The sequence below is a fragment of the Acinetobacter equi genome (assembly GCF_001307195.1).
GTDB lineage: Bacteria > Pseudomonadota > Gammaproteobacteria > Pseudomonadales > Moraxellaceae > Acinetobacter > Acinetobacter equi.
This window is the reverse complement of the sequence record NZ_CP012808.1, coordinates 2107520-2126765: the sequence shown is the minus strand read 5'-3', so window position 1 is coordinate 2126765 and position 19246 is coordinate 2107520. Positions and strand designations below refer to the sequence as shown.

Below are 19246 nucleotides of genomic sequence, written 5' to 3'. Positions count from 1 at the left end.
TAACAGAGTAAATTCAAAAGTCTATTGGGTTCTTTATTTATTCAATTTTGTAATCATATTTTTATTCTTGTGGTAATTGAATAACTGCTTTCAAACCACCATAACTTGATCTTGAAAATTGAATTAAACCACCATGTAATTCAATAATTTTTTTACAAATTGATAACCCTAAGCCAGATCCTTTCGTTTTTGTGCCTAAAGCTCTATAGAATCGCTCTCCTAAATGTTGTAAAGTTCCATCATCTAATTTATCACCAGAATCTTCTATAATAATTTCTAACATATGCTCTGATTTTCGACTAGATATATTAATATTACCTTCATACTTTTCATAACGAATTGCATTATCAACTAAATTGCGAATACATGTATAAATCAACTCCGGATTTGCTAATAAATAATGATTTTCTTCTTTAACGTTACATTGAATATGCTTCTCTTCAATAAATGGCTGTAGGCTTCCCAAAACCTCCATAATAGTTAAATCAATATCGAAGCTCGATTTAGGCAATTTATTTGCTTCAGCAGGATCTAATCGAGCTAATAGCAATAAATTTTCTAATACATGTTGATTTCTATTTACATCAATTTGAATTTGCTGAATGTCACTTTGAAAGTCAGGATACTCTTTGTATTTCCGTTGTAATAATTGCAAACGCATTTGAATTGCAGATAATGGAGATCTTAGTTCATGAGATGCATCCGCTGTAAAACGTTGTTCAGCAAGCATTGATGCTTTTAAACGTTCTAATAAATGATTTAACTGCGAAACTATAGGTCTAAATTCAACGATTTCTATTGGCTTTTGAACAATTGGTTCTAAATTTGTAGCATTACGTCTCGAAATTTTATCTGACAAAAGTGAAATATTTTTAAATTGTTTTTTAATTGCAAAATGAATAAAGCCCCATTGTAAAAACCAAAGTACAATCACCACGAATAAATAGACAGCAAGTGTCTGAACAATCTCTTCAAAACGAATCTTTATCGGTTGTAGTGAGATAACATAAAAGTTAGGATCATCTTCATAATTTATATATGTTCGCCATAATTGGTGATCATATAAAATATAGGAATATCCTTTATCGGTATATTTTCTCAAATCGACCTGAGCTGGGAATTTTTCAGATGATGTCATAACTTCATTATTAAAAATCAATTGATATTCCACATCAAACTCATCACTTAATTCATCAATATGTAAGCCTGTGTTCATTGTAATATCAGAGGTAAGCAACATATCTGTAATTTCATCCATGATTTCATCATTAATTGACATCGTCTGATATGAACTAATAACCATCAATAAAATGAACGCAGCACAACCTGCAAGAACAGAACTCAAAACCGAGCTTTTAACTAATTTTTTTCGCAATGAAATCGTTTGTTTAGCACTCATATTTCACGACTCATTTTATAACCTAAACCGCGTATCGTCTTGATTGACTTTGATCCAATTTTTTTTCTTAGTTGATAAATATAAACCTCTATCGCATTGCTTTCTATTTCTTCCCCCCATGCATATAAAGATTCTTCTAATTGTTCTCGAGTGACTATATGCTCTGGTTTTTGCATTAATTTATATAATATTTGAAATTCTTTAGCCGTCAAATTAATTGATTTTTCATCTACAAATACCTGTTTTGCCTGAATATTCAACATAATATTTGAAAATTGAATTTGATCAGAATGTTGTTCTTGTTTTTGTCTGAGTTGTGCACGAATTCTTGCAGATAATTCTTCTAAATTAAAAGGCTTAACTAAATAATCATTCGCGCCTAAATCTAATCCTTCAACACGATCATATACGCTATCTTTTGCAGTAATAAATATGACAGCTGTATCATTTTTCTTCAATCGTAAAATCTGAATGACTTCATCACCAGATAACTTCGGTAATCCACGATCTAATAAAATACAATCATATTTATGCTGTTCAATAGCAAGCAAAGCATGATCACCTTGATCAACCCAATCTACATTGTAGCCGTCTAACTCTAACCAACTTTTAATACTTTCTGCTTGTGATGCATCATCTTCTACAATTAGTATTCTCATATTTATAACATCGTCTCTAAATTTAAATTTCACTTATAAAAAAAGACCGCATATACATGATGCAGCCTTTTATTTAATTTAGAAAGCTAAACACGAACTATTCATCAATTATTACCGCATCCACATCAATTTCAACGCGTTTCATTGGCTTATAATCAACATCCACTTCACCGATAATAGTTACTGGTGTTTTTGCTGAAATTGTTCTTCCGTACCATAAATCATCATCAATATCTACAGTAATACTACCAGTACGATCTTTAAACTCATACTTTTCATCACCAATTGCTTTTACGATATAACCTTTAAGTTGTACATTTGTGTCATCACGTAATGTTAATGCTTCTTTAACTGTTACTGTACGATGGAATGCACCTTGATTTACAATTGGTTCTTTTGCAATTGCAACTGTTGCTACAGTCGATGAACCTAATACGGTAGCCATTAAAATTGCTTTAGAAATATTCTTCATCTTATACCTCTTTAATATCATGCTTCTTTTCGATATAGATATTAAAACAAACAAAGATGAAGTGAATCTTAAGATTTAAAAATTTATTCTCTTTAATTTATTTTTATATTCACATAAAAATCTAACAATAACTGAAATGAATAAAATATTAATAACTTTCATGAAACATATATACAAAAGCCAAAACCCACAAGTACTTTTGGCTTTTCTAAGATAGTAAAAATAATTATATTTTTTAAACCCTTAGATTACCACTCAAAATTCATACCAACGTTATAGCTTGCTTTTCCCCTACCTAGAATGCTAGCTAGTCCAGCTTTAATTGCAATATTTTGGCTAAAGCGAAATCCAGAACCTACAGCAACTGCACCTTGTCGACCATAACCACCACCAGCAACAGAAACATTAAATTTTCCCACATGATAAGGCTGGAACAAACCTGCCATAGCAGCAGACATTGCCAAGCCTTCTTCTAATTGATCCTGCAAATGAGTAACTTGCTTAGATACTCCATCAATTCTTGAATCAAGTGCTTTTAAGGCATCACTCACATTATAATAATTTTCACCATTAACTTGGAATATTGGACCTCTAAAGTTTTGTGTCGTTGTATTATAAATAGCTCCTGCACCAAAAAAATCTGCTAAATTCTGATTAATCAAATTCAATTGAGCACTATTTATCATATCTGTAGAATTTGCATTTATACTCCTATCTCTTACGTTATTAATTGTTGAAATCATTTCTGCCTTGACTTGATTTGTATAAGCATTACTTGCTTCCACCGAAGTTTGAATTACATCGGTTTTGACAGTATCTGTATATGTATTACTTGTTGAAATTGCATCCGCTTTCGCTACATCTGTATAAGCTCTACCTTGTGTAATCGCATCTGCTTTCGCTACATCTGTATATGCTTTACTTGTTGAAATTGCATCCTCTTTTGCTACATCTGTATAAGCTCTACCTTGTGTAATCGCGTCTGCTTTTGCTACATCGGTATGGGCATTACTTGTAGTAATTGCTTCTGCTTTCGCTACATCTGTATAGGCATTACTTGTAGTAATTGCTTCTGCTTTTGCTACATCTGTATATGCATTACTTGTTGAAATTGCATCCGCTTTCGCTACATCTGTATAGGCATTACTTGTAGTAATTGCTTCTGCTTTCGCTACATCTGTATAAGCTCTACCTTGTGTAATCGCGTCTGCTTTTGCTACATCGGTATGGGCATTACTTGTAGTAATTGCTTCTGCTTTCGCTACATCTGTATAAGCTCTACCTTGTGTAATCGCATCTGCTTTTGCTACATCTGTATAGGCATTACTTGTAGTAATTGCTTCTGCTTTCGCTGCATTTGTATATGCATTACTTGTTGAAATTGCATCCGCTTTTGCTACATCTGTATATGCATTACTTGTTGAAATTGCATCCGCTTTCGCTACATCTGTATATGTATTACTTGTTGAAATTGCATCCGCTTTTGCCGTATTTAACTGTCCTAAATTCACCGCATCTCTGATAGCAACACCATTTGCTAAATTTTTAATTTGATGATTTTCCATATCTATTTGCGCTTTTACAGCAATGTTACTGCCATAAAATGATAGAGTACCTGCATTTCTCCCTTTTGCATCCATTCCTAAACCAATTGAAGCACCATTTGAATTAAATGGTTCAGAATTTGATTCAAAAATACCTATGCTAAATGCTGTGGGACAATAAAAACTTGGATTGGGATATATCGTATTGCTTGACAAATTAGGCATTACCGAATTTGGATTATCACATATCATCACAGAACCAGAAAATACATAATTACTCCATGTTATCAATAATATAAAAAATAAAATTTTCAAATCAAGATCCCAAGTTTTTTTATTTATTTGTTTCATAAATATTCCTTGTACGATCTCTAAACTCTCATACTGTTAACCACTCATTGCTGTAACAAAATAACCTTTAAGTTATACATTTGTGTCATCATGCAAGATTACGAAAAGTATGTTTTCTTTATATCAATTTAAAAAATTTATCGATTAAAAATATAAAAAGCCAAAAGTCATAAAATACTTTTGGCTTTTATAAGATAGTGAAAAATAATTATAATTTTTTAAATTATTTTTATTAAATTACCACTCAAAATTCATACCAACATTATAACTTGCTTTACCTTTACCAGGAATGCTCGCAAGCCCAGCTTTTACAGCGACATTCTCATTAAAACGGAATCCTGAACCCACTGCAATTGCGCCCTGACTACCATAACCACCTCCTGCAACAGAAACATTAAATTTACCTACATTATAAGGCTGGAACAAACCTGCCATAGCAGCTGACATAGCCAAGCCTTCCTCCAATTTTTCTTCTAAATGATTGACTTGATCTGATACACCATCAATTCTTGAATCAAGTGCTTCTACCGCATCACCAACATTATAATATGTAGCCCCTCCCACCTGAAATTGTGGACCACTAAAATTTTGCGTGGTTGTATCATAAGATGCTCCAGCACCTAAAAACTCAGTTAAACTTTGATTAGTTGAATTTAACATCCCTATCGTATTCGCTGTCGCACTATCTGTATAAGCATTACTTGTTGAAATTGCATCTGCTTTTGCTACATCCGTATACGTTTTACTTTCTACCTTCGCTGCATCCGTATAAGTATTGCTCGTCGCTATTGCTTCTGCTTTTGCTACATCCGTATATGCATTACTTGTACTAATTGCTTCTGCTTTTGCCACATCCGTATAGGCATTACTTGTAGTAATCGCTTCTGCTTTTGCTACATCCGTATACGCATTACTTGTAGCAATTGCTTCTGCTTTTGCTGTATCCGTATACGTTTTACTTTCTGCCTTCGCTGCATCCGTGTAAGTATTACTCGTCGCTATTGCTTCTGCTTTTGCTACATCCATATATGCATTACTTGTACTAATTGCTTCTGCTTTTGCTACATCCGTATACGCATTACTTGTAGCAATTGCTTCTGCTTTTGCTACATCCGTATACGCATTACTTGTAGCAATTGCATCAGCTTTTGCTGCATCCGTATAGGTATTACTTGTAGTAATCGCTTCTGCTTTTGCTGTATCGGTATAAGCATTACTTGTAGCAATTGCTTCTGCTTTTGCTGCATCCGTATAGGTATTACTTGTAGCAATTGCATCAGCTTTTGCTGTATCAGTATATGTCTTACTTTGTGCTATTGCATCAGCTTTTGCTGTATCGGTATATGTCTTACTTTGTGCTATTGCATCAGCTTTTGCTGTATCGGTATAGGTATTGCTTGTAGCAATTGCATCAGCTTTTGCTGTATTTAATTGCCCTAAATTGACCGCATCGGTAGTAGCTACACCATTCGCTAAATTTTTAATTTGGTGACTTTCCATATCCATTTGTGCTTTTACAGCGACATTTGTTCCATAAAGTGAAATTGTACTAACATTTATCCCATTAGCATCTATCCCAACACCAATTGAAGCAGAAGTTGAACTAAATGGACTGCCATTTAATGCAAAAATACCTGCACCAGTTGCATTTGGACAAAATTCTGAAGGATATATATTATTGCTTGAATATCCTGATCCAGTTTGTGTTCCATCACAAACCATAACAGAACCTGCATAAGCCATATGAGCTTGAGCAACCATACAGGTAAGTATGGACATCTGAATAGTAAGCCCCAAAACCTTTTTATTTATTTTTTTCATAATTATTTTCTCTATCTTTTATTTAATTATGTGTTTTTTACACATTTAAAATTATAAACATAGAGAAAACATATGCAACTGATTTTTATGCTAAAAAAATCAATCAATCTATTAAAATAGTGACAAATTTAATAAATTTCAAACATAGCGAGAGATATTTAAAATTAATATATGATCAGCTAATGATTTAAATTGAATATTAAAATCTGCAAATCTGAATCCATATATACGCGTATCATCATTTTGATAGGCTGGTTTTGGATCAAATGAAAGAACTTGTTCTAATTCATCAATCATACGTGTATTAATTTCATTATTTTGAACTAATTTTTTTAATAAAATTTCAGCATTCTCATGCCAAATCACCGCTTTTTTTATCGGCTCATCTTGTGCATAGCTACTTTGTGCATTCAAAACAGCATCTGAATATTCAATATAAGGTTTTATATCTAAAATTGGCGTGCCATCTAATAAATCACTTCCTGTGACATATACACGAATATTTTTTCCTTCTTTTTTAACTTCTTTAAGCTTTACCACAGATAATCCAATAGGCGATGGTCTATACATACTTCGTGTTGCAAAAACACCTATTTTTTTATTTCCACCTAAACGTGGTGGTCGAACTTGTGGTCTAAATTTATTAGATTGATCTTGATTTTTATTATCATGAAACTGCCAAATTAACCATAAATGACTAAATTGCTCAATACCTTCAAATGCAAGTAAATCATTATAAGGTTCTACCATTTCAATATAAGATTCGACCTGAACTAAATTTGGCTGACGAGGAATTCCAAATTTTTCACGGTAAGGAGAATGCATATAACCAATAATTGGTAGATTTACAACAGTCATAATCACTTTTTCTGATAAGTTCAATTAAATATATTCAGTTTATCGAGAATGATTTTAGATTAGAATAGTAAACTGTTCTAATTTGATAATTTATATTGAGACCTTTAATGGCTGCTTTCAACGTCGAAAAGATTACTCACGTTCACCACTGGAATGACACTTTATTCTCTTTTAAAACGACTCGTGATGTTGCATTACGTTTTAAAAATGGTCAATTTGTGATGATTGGTCTTGAAGTGAATGGTAAGCCTTTAATGCGCGCCTATTCTATTGCTAGTGCAAACTATGAAGAAGAATTAGAATTCTTCTCAATTAAAGTACCAGATGGTCCTTTAACTTCAATTCTACAAAAAGTAAAAGTGGGTGATGAAATTCTTGTTTCAAAAAAACCAACAGGAACTTTAGTGCTTGATGATTTAAATCCTGGTAAAAACTTATATCTCCTTTCTTCTGGTACAGGACTTGCTCCTTTCCTTTCAGTTATTCGTGATCCTGAAACTTATGAACGCTTTGAGAAAATCATTGTTGTTCATGGTACTCGTTATATTTCTGAATTGGCTTATCAAGACTTAATTGAAAATGAAATTCCAAATCATGAATTCTTTGGCGAATTAGGTGCGAAAGAAAAATTAGTTTATTACCCAACAGTGACTCGTGAAGACTTTCATACTCAAGGTCGTGTAACTACAGCTATTGAAACTGGTGCTTTATTTGAAAAAATCGGTTTACCACGTTTTAACCCTGAAACAGACCGTGCAATGCTTTGCGGTAGCCCTGCATTCTTAGATGATGTTGCAGCGCTTCTTGACCAACATGGTTTAAAAGAATCTCCTCGTATGGGTGTTCTTGGCGATTATGTTATTGAGCGTGCATTTGTAGAAAAATAAATTTCTAAAATAGAAAAGACCGAGATTTTTATCTCGGTTTTTTTTATAGAAAATGACTTTATAATTATAACCTATGGCATACCTCTGCAAAATTATATCCTTTAGGAATAATAACCAATAAATTTTCAGTTAAATCATGAACTATAAAATCATGGTCTTTATCAAGGCTTTTCAACAAATTTTCGGTAATTTGATATGTCTTATTAAATGCAGCATTATCAAAAGAATGATTATTAATTCTTGATTTATAAAACTTTAAAACTTTGTCATTTAAACTCCAAGATGAAGCAATGTCATATTGTAATTTAGCCTCATCATTCATATTTTTATAGTATCCAATACCTACCTGTAAAGAACTTCCATCTTCTTGAAAAGAAAGCTTTGATACTTCAATGATATCTAAATCACCAGCTTTAAATGAAGCACTACAAGACCAATTCCCTATTAAATTTTGTTTATTAACTTCCCCAAATTGAGCAAAACTAGACATAGAAAAACATATTCCGAGTACCATTAATAATAATTTCATTTTGTATATCTCCATAAATTATTTATATTTATTGTGAATTTATTTATCAATTTCATAATGTATTGATAAGAAAGATCTCTAGGCTTTTCTCACCACTAAACTACCTATTGCATTGTATTTTGTAATATTCTTCATCTTCAGTTTGTAGCTGATAATCTAAATTTTTTGATGTTAACCGTTTAATTGAAGCTATTTCTATATCTTGTGCTGAAAATTCAAACAAAGGTTTAAGTTCGTGCTCGACTTCAAATTTTTTATTATCCACTTCATAATGCTGGGTCGTAAAATCTGTAAATATTAATTCATTATTTTCATTTTTCCATTTCGCATTATATTTATATTTTACCTTGGCTTTCTCCAAGCTATCGAAATATTGAACATCTCCTGAAACTTTCACCGAACCATCTTGAAAAAAAGTTTCTTTAAACTGATCAATAAATTCAAAACCTGCCTCATCCTTATAACTCGTAGAACAAGACCATGTCCCGATTATATTTTTATTGAAATTATCTTTTACATCTTTAGAGAAAGTGTGGAACGAAAGACATACAAAACTAAGATATAACAATATTTTTCTCATTTTTATTCCTTTTTATAAATCATATACAATAAAAAGCATTCTTATTTTTAAAAACTTTATAAAATTGACCCATGCTATTTTAATAGATATAACATAGATCAATGCAATTTTTATTATCAATAACGTTTAGTTTAAATAATTATATTTTAACCTCTAACTACACGTGTTTGTTTCGGCAGCAACTTACAACCACAAGATAAGGGATCATTTACACGTGCCATAGATTTACCCATAACCTGAGCATTAGGATCACCTGCAACAATTGTAGCCGTCGTTTTATGTAAAGGACATGTGGCTTTATCTCCAACACAAGCAACAGCGATCCCATCAACCAAAAAAGAACTATTACCTGATATTACTTGACCACCACCAGTGGTTGGACAACCAACCGTGATATAAGGTGTTGCCATTGTATTCTCCTTATCACAACACTTCGAATTCTATTCGTCTATTCTTTTTACGCCCTTCAGCAGTCGTGTTATCAGCTACTGGCTTTTGCGCACCTAAACCTTCCGTTGCCAATTTATCGGATGGTATTTGTTTTTCAATTAAATACTGCTTCACTGCATCAGCGCGTTGCTGACTTAAAATAATATTTTTCTTTGGATCACCAGAGCTATCTGTATGACCAATAATTTTAATATTTTTACCCTTTACTTTATTCAATGCAGCAGCCATTTCATTCAAAATTTGTTGACCCGCTGCTGTTAATACTGCACTACCAGATTCGAATTCAATAATCCGATTTTTTAATGCATCATCTAAAATTTTCTGCTCAGCTAAATTAAGTGATAACGTCGATGAAAAACGATAAGTCGGTTGAATTCCATTTTTTATAGTAGCTTCAGTACTCGTTTTATCTATTTCATTACTAACTTTGCCAGATAGCTTAACCTGCGTGCCTTGAACCACTAATTTACCCTGTGAAACCTTTTTCAAATCAGGATTAATTGATTGAGTAACTGTTTCTATCCATCCTTTAGGCATAACAACAGGTCTGACTAAAATCTTATCTACAATTTGAGTATCACCATATGTTTCTTTCAATTTATTGATAATCTGTGTCTTTGATGCCTGATCAGGAACTACACCTTCTATCACTATTGGATTTGCGAAACTTTGTGTAGTTATCAACATTCCAAATAAAATACTCAGCTTTTTTACTATATGTACATCTTTTTTAATATTATTTTTCATAATGAGCCATCTATAAAATATTGTCTAAATAAACGAATTCCTTGATTTAAACTTAATTGTCGTTCACACAATGTTTGCTCTAACCAAGCGAGACTAGCATTTTCCTGTAAATACTCATCTACCCATTGTGACTGAGTCATCTGAACCCAATGATCATTCTCATAATCTTGAAGAAAAATATCTCTAAGCGTCGTAATTGCTGCACCTTGGAAACCAAAAATTAATTTTGGTTTAGGACTATGAATAATTCCCATCAGAACTTCAACATGATGCTTAGATAAAAAACTTCCAATTAAATTTACCCAAAATGTCGCTATTTCAGTACGATAACGCTCATTCATTGGAATCGTGAGCACTTTATTTAATTGTTGCACACCTTTTTCTGATATTGGCTGTAATAATAAACCTAATCCAATCATACTTTGTGCTAATTCAAAAACTGAAATATCCATCAGTTTTGCAAAAGAATACATTGTATGATTATCAAAAATAGATTTACTTTCGATTAATGAAGGCACTGTAATTTCAGTTTGTAATTCATCTAATTTTTCAAGCAATTTATCTGTAGAAGAAAGCTGATAAATTGCTTTATTTTTCAATAACAAATTAATTAAAACTGATTTGTAACGTGATGGGGCAAATAATAAATTCTCTAGAGGCTTATCAATATCCAATATATATCCTAAAAGCATTGGGAAATGGCGATTAGAATAATCCTGACTTGGAATTAAATTTGCGATCACAAACATTGATTCTTGTGGATTGGTAATAAAAAAATCAAATGCCGAACTTGTTGAATATCTATCCTGAAAATCAGGCGATTTCATCGCTTGCTCTAGTGCTTCAGAAATCCATTGATCAAATAACTGAATTAATGCTGATTGACCTTTTGATTTAAGGAAATCGCCATGACATGGCGTTTTCCCATAATAAAAGGAGGATGATTTCAAAATATCCATGACAATCTCCTCATCATTTGTAGGATTATCATTGCTGAACACCATTGGCAACATTAGGTTTTGCTGCATTGCCTGTTGATTCTGCCGCTACAATGCGCACACCCGCATTACTTGTAGCCACTTGCTCAACTAGTTTCAAGTTATTAAACCCATCCCCCCTAGAACCTGCAGCCCCACCACTAATTAAACGGAATTTTACTTTTACAAATAAATTTGGATCTTGCTGACTGGTCCATTTCATTTCAAAAATTCCATTTCCTAGATCTGTACGTGTTGCAGAGCCAGTTAAACGATTAATACCATATTCACCTGGCGCATCAAAAATCGTATGAGTTTCACCATTACGATCTACAACTGTAATTCTAGCACCTGGAATCGCTTGTGGATTCGGCCAAATAAAGTTCACCCACTGTTGGACACCATTTTCGTAATTTAATCGTTGCCCATCAATATCGATTGTATAAGCAACTAAATTAGGGTTCTCATGTGGATAAAATTGGAAGTTCGACTGACTTGCTGACTGACTAGGCTGATTTAAAGTCCCTGTAGCAACACCATTTAAAGGCGCAACATAAGTTTGGAAATTCAAGGCAAACTGTGGATTTAAACTAATCCCTAAATCTTTCCATGTTTTAGACGTTAATAAATATCCACGACGAATAATAAATGGATCTAAAGTTTCCTTAACATAATTTGCAATACTTCCACTTTCACCAAATATCTGCCCAATATCAGTTGTTGTAGCTTGAATAGAAGCAGAAGAAGTAAATGGATATTTATTTGCTAAAGTTTGATTAAATGGCTGATATGCCTGAGTTACCCATAATTTATTCAACTCATCTTGTGCAGGACCAATTAAGCTATTGAATGTAGTTAATACAGGACTAATCAATAGTTTTTGAATTAACTGGCGATCAGTATCTGTAGAACCAGAAACCAACTTTTCATTCACAACTTTATCTGTTTGGTTAAATACCGAGGTTTGCTCATTAATTGTTAATTTAACAAGAGCTACCGCACTTGGGCCAATATCACCTGAATTCTTAAGTTCACCTAATTTACTTCTTACAGCTGCCATTTGAGTTAAGTATTCATCAAGTAATGATTTATCTTGTAAATCATCACGTTTACGAACTAATTGATAGAAAATTTGGAACTGTTTTGACAATTCACCTTGTGCTTGTGTTGCTGCATTTCGAACTGTTGTATCAGAACCTTGTCTAAGAACTTTACGTTTAAACCAAGCAATAAAACCCTTTTGAGGAGCAGCTAATTCTGCTTGTACAACTGGATTATCCCAATTGGTTTCTTTTGCTACTCGTTCAACTAGTGTACGAATTGGGGAGTTTTGAGCATCTCCTAATACATCAATAATTTTCACTTGATTATTGAAATCAGCACCTTTCGCATAATGCACACCATTAAGGAACTGTTTCCATTCTTTAATATAATCTTGCTTATACAATTGAATTAATTGTTTGCGAATTTGATCAGGACTGCCACTAAACGTTAAATCATCAGTCTGACGGCTATTCAACACCCAATCTGTAGTTTCAGTACGATTATCAGCTGCTTCTTCAATCGCCTGTTTTACGTATTCATCCCATGCTTGCTGTGTAAACATACCAGGAACTGCATGTGAGCCAAGAACAATATTACGATCTCGTTCACCTACAATTTGCGCAACTGTTAAAGCTGGAAATCTGACAGCAGCACGCATTTTTATTTCATTATAGACACGATCACGTGCAGCCATTCCTCTTACAACTGTTAATAAAACTTGACGTGTTTTATCAACAAGTTGCGAGTCAGATTCTAACAATGGAAAAACTTGGTCATTTGCAAAGCCCATCGAATAAGAAAGAATTTGCTCTGCTTTTTGAATATTTTCAGGCTGAGAACTATCCAAATTTGAACGCCAGAAACGTGTAATTTGATCAGCTAAATGACTAGACTCACGATATTGTGGATTACTCAACATCAAATATGCTTTCAATGCATTATAAGCATCTTGAGGATTTGTATCAGATGGTGCTGAATATTGTTGCGTTGCTGAAACTTGTTTAATTTCAACATTTGTATGGTTTTCTCTTAGCTTTTCGGCATTTTGCTGTACAGCCTGTAAATAACTCGACATTTCATTTTGAGCTGGTAATAAAATAATTTGTTTAACACCATTCAAATATTCAGCTTTTAATTTTTCATAAAGCTCATCGCCTTGATATAAGCCTAATCCAAATTTAAAAAAATGCTTATTATCTAAATCTTCTAACTGTTTTAAACGATTCTGTAAAATGAGTAACGCATCAAGCTGTGTAGTCAAACTCTGCGATTGACCTTCCATTTGCACAACTTTGTTTAAATCTGCCTGAACATCAGCAATTAATTGTTGATTATTACGATAAGACCATAACCAACCACCTAAAATAATTGAAACGGCAAGTAATGATGCAATAAAGGCAAGAAAACGTTTCCGTTTATTTGCAGGATTAATATGCTGTTTAACTAAATTTTTATCTTTTAAAATGACATCTGAAAATAATCCTTTTAAGAAGTAACCGTGATTCTGTCCACTCTTTTTATGTATATCTTCATTAGTACCATTCTTCGCAAGTTCAAACTCTTGAGCTAAAAGCTCAGTCATTGGACTTTCAATTGTTCCTTCTTGTAAAGCACTCGTAAAATAGAATCCACGGAATACAGGTTTAAATTGATATGGATTTTCCTCAAACAAAGCACCAATAAACGACTTTAAAATTGGTTTTAAAGTTTTAAACTCTAATGGGAATGTCATTACACTAGGTGAGATATTTTGCGCATGTCTACGGCTTAAATGAGTTGTACTTACGCTTTTTAAACCATCATATAAAATATTGTAATGATCTTCGAATAATTCAATCGCTTTTTGAGATGATTCAGGATTATAAGGAAGTGTTGCTCCCCAGACTTGGTCAAATTCATCCTGCTCATAATAATCAAAGAACTCTGTAAATCCTGCGACTAAATCCATTTTTGTAAAAATTAAATAGACAGGTGCAAAAATTTCTAATTGTTCTGTTAAATCCTGAATTCGTGCACGTAAATTTTTTGCAAGCTTTAATGAACTTTCTGGACTTTGACTAATTAACTCAGCAATATTAACAACTAGAATAACACCATTAATAGGTGCTTTTGAACGATTCTTTTTTAACAAACCTAAAAAACTTAACCATTCAGAATGATCATGTTCATAAACTGAATAACGACCAGCCGTATCTAATAAAACACCTTCAGTTGAAAAAAACCAATCACAGTTTCGTGTACCACTTAAACCTGCTGATACCATTTTTTGATGCGTATCTTCAAAAGGAAAGTTTAAACCTGAATTATAAATGGCTGAGCTTTTACCCGCCGCTGGATTACCAATCACCATATACCAAGGTAATTCATATAACGCAGCATTTCCCTTCTTATTCCCCAGTTTTGACTTTTTAATTAACTGAATAGATTCTTTCATTTGCTGATTAATCAGCTGTAATTCTTCTTTATTTTTTTCTTCTTTTTTGTCTGATGTAGAAATAGTACTTTCAATTCCCTCTTCAAGCGCCTCAGCATTTTTAAGGTGCTTTTTACGTTGAATTAAAGCAAAGATACTGTAGCAAATTAAACCCAGAATATACGTAGCAAGTAATGCCCAAAAAATATTTCTAGGTATGACGTTGTACGTCGAAATTAATGCAACGAATAAAGATAAAGCAATAATTGCTTTAGGATTCGTTACATACTGCCAAATATAACTTAAAATCGTGTACATTATTTTCCCATTTTCTTTAAATTCTTAATTTGGTGCCAAAGAGTTTTCCAACTCTTTTGGCAAAATAAATAATTGTATTTGCGGATATTTAAGACCAAATACTAAGCTAAATTTATCTTCAGAAGTTTGCATACCTAAAATACTTCCCCAAACATCAGATAATGTTTGTGTATGCCCTAAACTCTGTTTAATTAATAAAAAATGCTGTGTCTCAATTAAGGTTTCACTAAAAAATTGATTAAGTTGTTTTGAAACTTTTGCACCTTCAATTGAATCCAATATCATTACAAATGGTTGTTCTGATTCAAATTGAGATGATTCTTCAAGTTTTAATAAGCTTAAGCTATTTTTTAAACTTTTTTCATTTTCAATAATATAAACTAATTTATCAGGCACAAGATCTTCTACTATTAATTTAGATGATCCAACCAAACAACTACATGCAAACTCTGAAGGAATATAGTTTTCTCTAATATATGATTTTTCATCCAATATTTCTTGGTTAATATCAGAATCCACAACAATAAAACAACAAATTTCATCCTCAATTTTAGCTGAAGCTTTTAATTGTTCCAGCCAATTTTGATAAGCTAATTTTTGATCCCAATAGTGAAAATAAACTCGTACTTGCTGACGAAGAATACCTAAATTAAATAACTCTTCTTCAAGTAATTCCTTTGTCATCACCTCATCAAAGCTATGTACATGTGATTCAGACAAAATGATATGAATGTTAAAATAAGAAAGTTTGGTTACCTCTTCTAATACTTCTTCTTCAACATCCTCAACCATAGATTGATTATTCGGATTAATCCAAGCTGGATGTATTTTATACTCATACGCAAGTTGACGATCATAGAAAAGTGTCGACTTCTTAATATGCTCTATAATTGAAATAATTTCTGAATAATAGTAATCAAACTGCCCTTTAATCAAAGATAATAATCTTTGCTGTAATTCTGAAGCATAAATATCTTCATCTACATCAATTAATTCTAAATCCTGAATTCTGTATGAGACAATAGGCAATCCATATTGATTCGTTAAATTTTGATCTAATTCAGGACCAGAAAATTCTTGAATAGCCTGTTTGATTTCTGCATCTTCCCCAAATGTATGAATACAATGACTTGAGTATATTTGAAGTTCAATACATGTAGGATCTATTTCTGGAATAGGTGTTACACCACTTTCCTCTTGAATTGCTTGCTCTTGAGCTTCTTCTGCTTTAATTTTACGATGCTCAAGCCATTTCATAATATATAATGGCGATAAAATACAAACAGTCAATAAAATGGGCAGTGCAATAAAAAATATGGCTAAATCTTTTGAAGATGGTTCAAAGCCAATATCGCGCCAATAAAACACAACAATTAAAGCGACAATGCAAAAGATAGTTGTTAGTGTTCCGAGTGTTACTTTTAGCATCGTCATCTATCCCATCAATGTATAACGTGTTTCTTCGTTATGCTTTTTCTTTTTAGGCAAAAGAAATGCTCCTTGTGCCAAACCAACTTTTGCATTTGAACTTAACTGACAAGCATTAATTTCACTTTTATCTAAAATTAAACATACATCAATCACTAAAGTTGGATCACACCACTTTTGTAAAATTCGTTTTAGTTTTATGCTTTCTTTTTGATGTGGTAAAAAATTTAAATAATCTTTCGTTTTTAATGGTCCAATTTTTAAGTTTATTTTCCCATTAATTTGCTTAATCGTTGTTCCACAAAATGTATTTACACCAAGTAAAGAACTTCCACTTCCTAAGCTTGTACGTTGTGAATTATCTAAATGAAATTTTTCTTCAACAAACTCTTCTATTTCAATTTTTTGTGAAAAAATTGAATTAAGAATTGTTCTAACCGCATGAGCATTATTATTTTGCCCTTGCATCAAACCAGCAAACTCAGCAAAATAATCATCTAAATCATGATCATTATGATGTTCAGAAACATAACCATTTAAGGAATGTAAAAACTTTAAATAATAATTTTCAGAACTAATTTCATATAAAACTGGCAAATTATATGAAAGACTGGACTCTACATACTGAGCAACTAATTTGTGATTAAATAAATTTATAAAATCTTTAATTTCTTGCTTTTGTTGTCTTGAAAGTAATCGTACCTTATTTGTATAAACGTAGGGTAAGACACCTTGTATTCCAGTTAATCCAGTAATTAAATTAGTAATGGAATTCTTTTTTTCTCCAATCTCAAGTGACTCAATTTCTGAAATTGGAAAGTTTAAATTGAAAGAACTTTCAAATAGAAAGTCCTCATGCCACTTCATTTTAGCAACTGCTGATGGTGCATGTCTTAACAATCGTACAGACTGAATAAACTCATAACTTTGAGGATGCTGAGCTAGATCATCTATTACAGAAGCTTCTTTCCACCAACGTTCTGCACGCATTGGTAAACCTCCTCATCAGTTTGTGAATCAATAATAGACACATCAACAAAGCTATTCATCTGAACTTTTAAGTTAAAAACACGGCTAAGTAATGTACTAAAAGTGTATAAACTATGTCCTCTAAATACTTGAGGATTAATTTTAATATAGACTTTAAGTCCTCTTATAAACATTGGAAATGGTTTTGCATCAACCATTTTATGCGTTAAATCAAATTTAATATCTTTAATTGAGTCTATGACTAAATGATTTTCTTTAACTTTTGTTAAATTATAAAGTTCTAATAACTCTTTGATATGACTAATTGCATCGTCATTCATCAATGCTAGAGCATTTAAAGATAAATGAGAAATAATCCGCCACTGCTCTTTTTTATTTTGTTCAAAAAATGCTGGTACCGTTGGTCTTTTTAAGACAAGTGCACGACGAGCAATAGTTGTATCATTTAAACTTAAAACATTATTTGTAATACTTAATGCTTCATGAGGTAAATCCCCATTAGAACAAAGCAAATTAGTGCTAATAAAATCTGATTTTAACTGATGAGGCTCTAAATTCTTAGAAATGATTGTATAGCCTGTATCAATATATTTACTTTTATACAATATCGGATTTAAAGCATAGAAAAATTTAACATCTTCACCATAATAATGGCTCATGGCAAAAAAAGGAACTACTGGATAAGAAACTTGATTTTCTTCATTTTTTTCACGAATCATATTCATTTCTAAAATTGAATAGACTTGAAAAAACTCAGGATGATGTGCATCTGTCACAAGTGGATATTCTAATTGCTTATGATTAATTTTTTGTGGTTCAGCTTTCTTTTCAAATAAATTAACAGCCGGTGATGTAAAAAGCTTAAAGTTCGCAGTATTTAATTCGGAATAGTTACGAATAACAGATTGATCATTCAAATTCAATTTCAAGTGAATCTGCAATTCAAATTCAGTTTGTTGATCTTTCAAGTGTTTTAAAAAACCTAAATCCAAATCTAGATAATTAAACTTTTCAGGAAAACAAAAATACTCAATCAGCAATCTATAAGCATGATGAGTATGATTATCACGCGGTAACAAAGACTCAGACTCATCAAAACCCTTCACATAGAATGGATTTTTAATATTAATTTTTTGATGATTTACAACAAGACTAAAACTACTCTCTTCTTTAAAAATACTATCTAGAACTTGTAATGGAAAATTTGCGATCGCATCCAAATATATAGGTAACTTTTCAACCTTTAACCATTTTTGAGCATGATTAAAAATTTCAAATTTAAAGCTCAACGTTGCATTTTTATTTAAATGCATCAATGAACTAGGATTAGTTTTAAAAGATACATCATTTAATTGAATTGGTAATAGTGCAACTTCTGAACTTGTCTTAAAAATACATTGAATGCCTTTAAAACTTCTAGATTTTAAATACGTTTCTTTCGGAATAATGTGCTTATTTAAAAGCTGCTTTTGCTTATTAATATCTTCAAAACTAACAATCGTACACGATGGGAAATGTTTCAAATATTGAGGAAACATAACCTCAAATAGTGCACGTGTAAAAACATCATAACTATCAGCTAATTTTTTATCTATTTTCGCTGCAATTAAAGAAAATGATTGAATTAAGCGCTCAATATGAGGATCATCAATCTGCTCTTGGTTTAACGATAATCTTTGTGCAATTTTAGGATATTTTTGCGCAAATTCACGAGATTGTACCCCAAACTCTTGTAACTGTTTCTCATAAAATGGCAAAAGCTCTTCAATCATTCTTTTT

Annotated in this window: 16 protein-coding genes; 1 reads left to right on the top strand and 15 read right to left on the bottom strand. The window is 32.0% G+C overall.

Annotated features, from left to right (window positions below; all coding sequences use genetic code 11):
* Positions 1 to 61: 61 nt before the first annotated feature.
* From AOY20_RS10105 to tsaA, 6 genes are all read right to left on the bottom strand, one after another.
* Complete coding sequence (locus AOY20_RS10105; protein ID WP_054581740.1) at positions 62 to 1399, bottom strand: sensor histidine kinase; 1338 nt, start codon at positions 1397 to 1399, stop codon at positions 62 to 64.
* Positions 1396 to 2058, bottom strand: coding sequence for a response regulator transcription factor (locus AOY20_RS10100; protein WP_054581739.1), 663 nt, complete (start codon positions 2056 to 2058; stop codon positions 1396 to 1398). The genes AOY20_RS10105 and AOY20_RS10100 overlap by 4 nt, the downstream gene beginning before the upstream one ends.
* 97 nt (positions 2059 to 2155) lie before the next feature.
* Positions 2156 to 2530 carry a NirD/YgiW/YdeI family stress tolerance protein gene (locus AOY20_RS10095; protein WP_054581738.1) on the bottom strand — a complete coding sequence of 125 codons (375 nt, stop codon included), beginning with the start codon at positions 2528 to 2530 and terminating at the stop codon, positions 2156 to 2158.
* A 248-nt stretch (positions 2531 to 2778) separates the two neighbouring features.
* Positions 2779 to 4425, bottom strand: a complete 1647-nt coding sequence (locus AOY20_RS10090; RefSeq protein WP_054581737.1) for a YadA-like family protein — start codon at positions 4423 to 4425, stop codon at positions 2779 to 2781.
* 237 nt (positions 4426 to 4662) lie between these two features.
* Complete coding sequence (locus AOY20_RS10085) at positions 4663 to 6204, bottom strand: YadA-like family protein (protein WP_158319999.1); 1542 nt, start codon at positions 6202 to 6204, stop codon at positions 4663 to 4665.
* A 180-nt stretch (positions 6205 to 6384) separates the two neighbouring features.
* On the bottom strand, positions 6385 to 7104 hold the full coding sequence (tsaA, locus tag AOY20_RS10080; RefSeq protein WP_054581735.1) for a tRNA (N6-threonylcarbamoyladenosine(37)-N6)-methyltransferase TrmO: 720 nt from the start codon (positions 7102 to 7104) through the stop codon (positions 6385 to 6387).
* A 107-nt stretch (positions 7105 to 7211) separates the two neighbouring features.
* On the opposite strand from tsaA, the gene AOY20_RS10075 reads away from it, so the two are divergent.
* A complete protein-coding gene (locus AOY20_RS10075) occupies positions 7212 to 7991 on the top strand; it encodes a ferredoxin--NADP reductase (protein ID WP_054581734.1) in 780 nt (259 codons plus the stop codon).
* 64 nt (positions 7992 to 8055) lie between these two features.
* On the opposite strand, the gene AOY20_RS10070 is transcribed toward AOY20_RS10075, so the two are convergent.
* The 9 genes from AOY20_RS10070 to tssF all read right to left on the bottom strand — a co-directional run bounded on the left by AOY20_RS10070 (position 8056) and on the right by tssF (position 19239).
* On the bottom strand, positions 8056 to 8520 hold the full coding sequence (locus AOY20_RS10070; RefSeq protein ID WP_054581733.1) for a hypothetical protein: 465 nt from the start codon (positions 8518 to 8520) through the stop codon (positions 8056 to 8058).
* Positions 8521 to 8620: 100 nt separating this feature from the next.
* Positions 8621 to 9100 (bottom strand): hypothetical protein, encoded by a 480-nt coding sequence (locus AOY20_RS10065; RefSeq protein WP_054581732.1) that lies wholly within the window; start codon positions 9098 to 9100, stop codon positions 8621 to 8623.
* Between the two features lie 146 nt (positions 9101 to 9246).
* On the bottom strand, positions 9247 to 9510 hold the full coding sequence (locus AOY20_RS10060) for a PAAR domain-containing protein (protein ID WP_054581731.1): 264 nt from the start codon (positions 9508 to 9510) through the stop codon (positions 9247 to 9249).
* A 13-nt stretch (positions 9511 to 9523) separates the two neighbouring features.
* Positions 9524 to 10297: an OmpA family protein gene (locus AOY20_RS10055; RefSeq protein WP_054581730.1), complete on the bottom strand. Its 774-nt coding sequence runs from the start codon at positions 10295 to 10297 to the stop codon at positions 9524 to 9526.
* The gene (tagF, locus tag AOY20_RS10050) at positions 10294 to 11256 is read right to left on the bottom strand and encodes a type VI secretion system-associated protein TagF (RefSeq protein ID WP_054581729.1); all 963 of its coding nucleotides are present in this window, start codon (positions 11254 to 11256) and stop codon (positions 10294 to 10296) included. Before tagF ends, AOY20_RS10055 begins: the two co-directional genes overlap by 4 nt.
* Positions 11257 to 11284: 28 nt before the next feature.
* The gene (gene tssM, locus AOY20_RS10045) at positions 11285 to 15049 is read right to left on the bottom strand and encodes a type VI secretion system membrane subunit TssM (protein WP_054581728.1); all 3765 of its coding nucleotides are present in this window, start codon (positions 15047 to 15049) and stop codon (positions 11285 to 11287) included.
* Positions 15050 to 15073: 24 nt separating this feature from the next.
* A complete protein-coding gene (locus AOY20_RS10040; RefSeq protein ID WP_144424775.1) occupies positions 15074 to 16477 on the bottom strand; it encodes a hypothetical protein in 1404 nt (467 codons plus the stop codon).
* A 6-nt stretch (positions 16478 to 16483) separates the two neighbouring features.
* Positions 16484 to 17467 (bottom strand): type VI secretion system baseplate subunit TssG, encoded by a 984-nt coding sequence (tssG, locus tag AOY20_RS10035; RefSeq protein WP_054581726.1) that lies wholly within the window; start codon positions 17465 to 17467, stop codon positions 16484 to 16486.
* Positions 17431 to 19239, bottom strand: coding sequence for a type VI secretion system baseplate subunit TssF (gene tssF / locus AOY20_RS10030; protein ID WP_054581725.1), 1809 nt, complete (start codon positions 19237 to 19239; stop codon positions 17431 to 17433). The genes tssG and tssF overlap by 37 nt, the downstream gene beginning before the upstream one ends.
* Positions 19240 to 19246: the final 7 nt, after the last annotated feature.

Excerpts from the sequence above, each read along its gene's own strand:
- AOY20_RS10065 (WP_054581732.1), bottom strand. The coding sequence starts at position 9,100 with ATGAGAAAAATATTGTTATATCTTAGTTTTGTATGTCTTTCGTTCCAC.
- AOY20_RS10060 (WP_054581731.1), bottom strand. The coding sequence starts at position 9,510 with ATGGCAACACCTTATATCACGGTTGGTTGTCCAACCACTGGTGGTGGT.
- AOY20_RS10055 (WP_054581730.1), bottom strand. The coding sequence starts at position 10,297 with ATGAAAAATAATATTAAAAAAGATGTACATATAGTAAAAAAGCTGAGT.
- tssM (WP_054581728.1), bottom strand. The coding sequence starts at position 15,049 with ATGTACACGATTTTAAGTTATATTTGGCAGTATGTAACGAATCCTAAA.
- AOY20_RS10070 (WP_054581733.1), bottom strand. The coding sequence starts at position 8,520 with ATGAAATTATTATTAATGGTACTCGGAATATGTTTTTCTATGTCTAGT.
- AOY20_RS10100 (WP_054581739.1), bottom strand. The coding sequence starts at position 2,058 with ATGAGAATACTAATTGTAGAAGATGATGCATCACAAGCAGAAAGTATT.
- AOY20_RS10040 (WP_144424775.1), bottom strand. The coding sequence starts at position 16,477 with ATGCTAAAAGTAACACTCGGAACACTAACAACTATCTTTTGCATTGTC.
- tssF (WP_054581725.1), bottom strand. The coding sequence starts at position 19,239 with ATGATTGAAGAGCTTTTGCCATTTTATGAGAAACAGTTACAAGAGTTT.
- AOY20_RS10090 (WP_054581737.1), bottom strand. The coding sequence starts at position 4,425 with ATGAAACAAATAAATAAAAAAACTTGGGATCTTGATTTGAAAATTTTA.
- tagF (WP_054581729.1), bottom strand. The coding sequence starts at position 11,256 with ATGGATATTTTGAAATCATCCTCCTTTTATTATGGGAAAACGCCATGT.
- AOY20_RS10105 (WP_054581740.1), bottom strand. The coding sequence starts at position 1,399 with ATGAGTGCTAAACAAACGATTTCATTGCGAAAAAAATTAGTTAAAAGC.
- AOY20_RS10095 (WP_054581738.1), bottom strand. The coding sequence starts at position 2,530 with ATGAAGAATATTTCTAAAGCAATTTTAATGGCTACCGTATTAGGTTCA.
- AOY20_RS10085 (WP_158319999.1), bottom strand. The coding sequence starts at position 6,204 with ATGTCCATACTTACCTGTATGGTTGCTCAAGCTCATATGGCTTATGCA.
- tsaA (WP_054581735.1), bottom strand. The coding sequence starts at position 7,104 with ATGACTGTTGTAAATCTACCAATTATTGGTTATATGCATTCTCCTTAC.
- tssG (WP_054581726.1), bottom strand. The coding sequence starts at position 17,467 with ATGCGTGCAGAACGTTGGTGGAAAGAAGCTTCTGTAATAGATGATCTA.
- AOY20_RS10075 (WP_054581734.1), top strand. The coding sequence starts at position 7,212 with ATGGCTGCTTTCAACGTCGAAAAGATTACTCACGTTCACCACTGGAAT.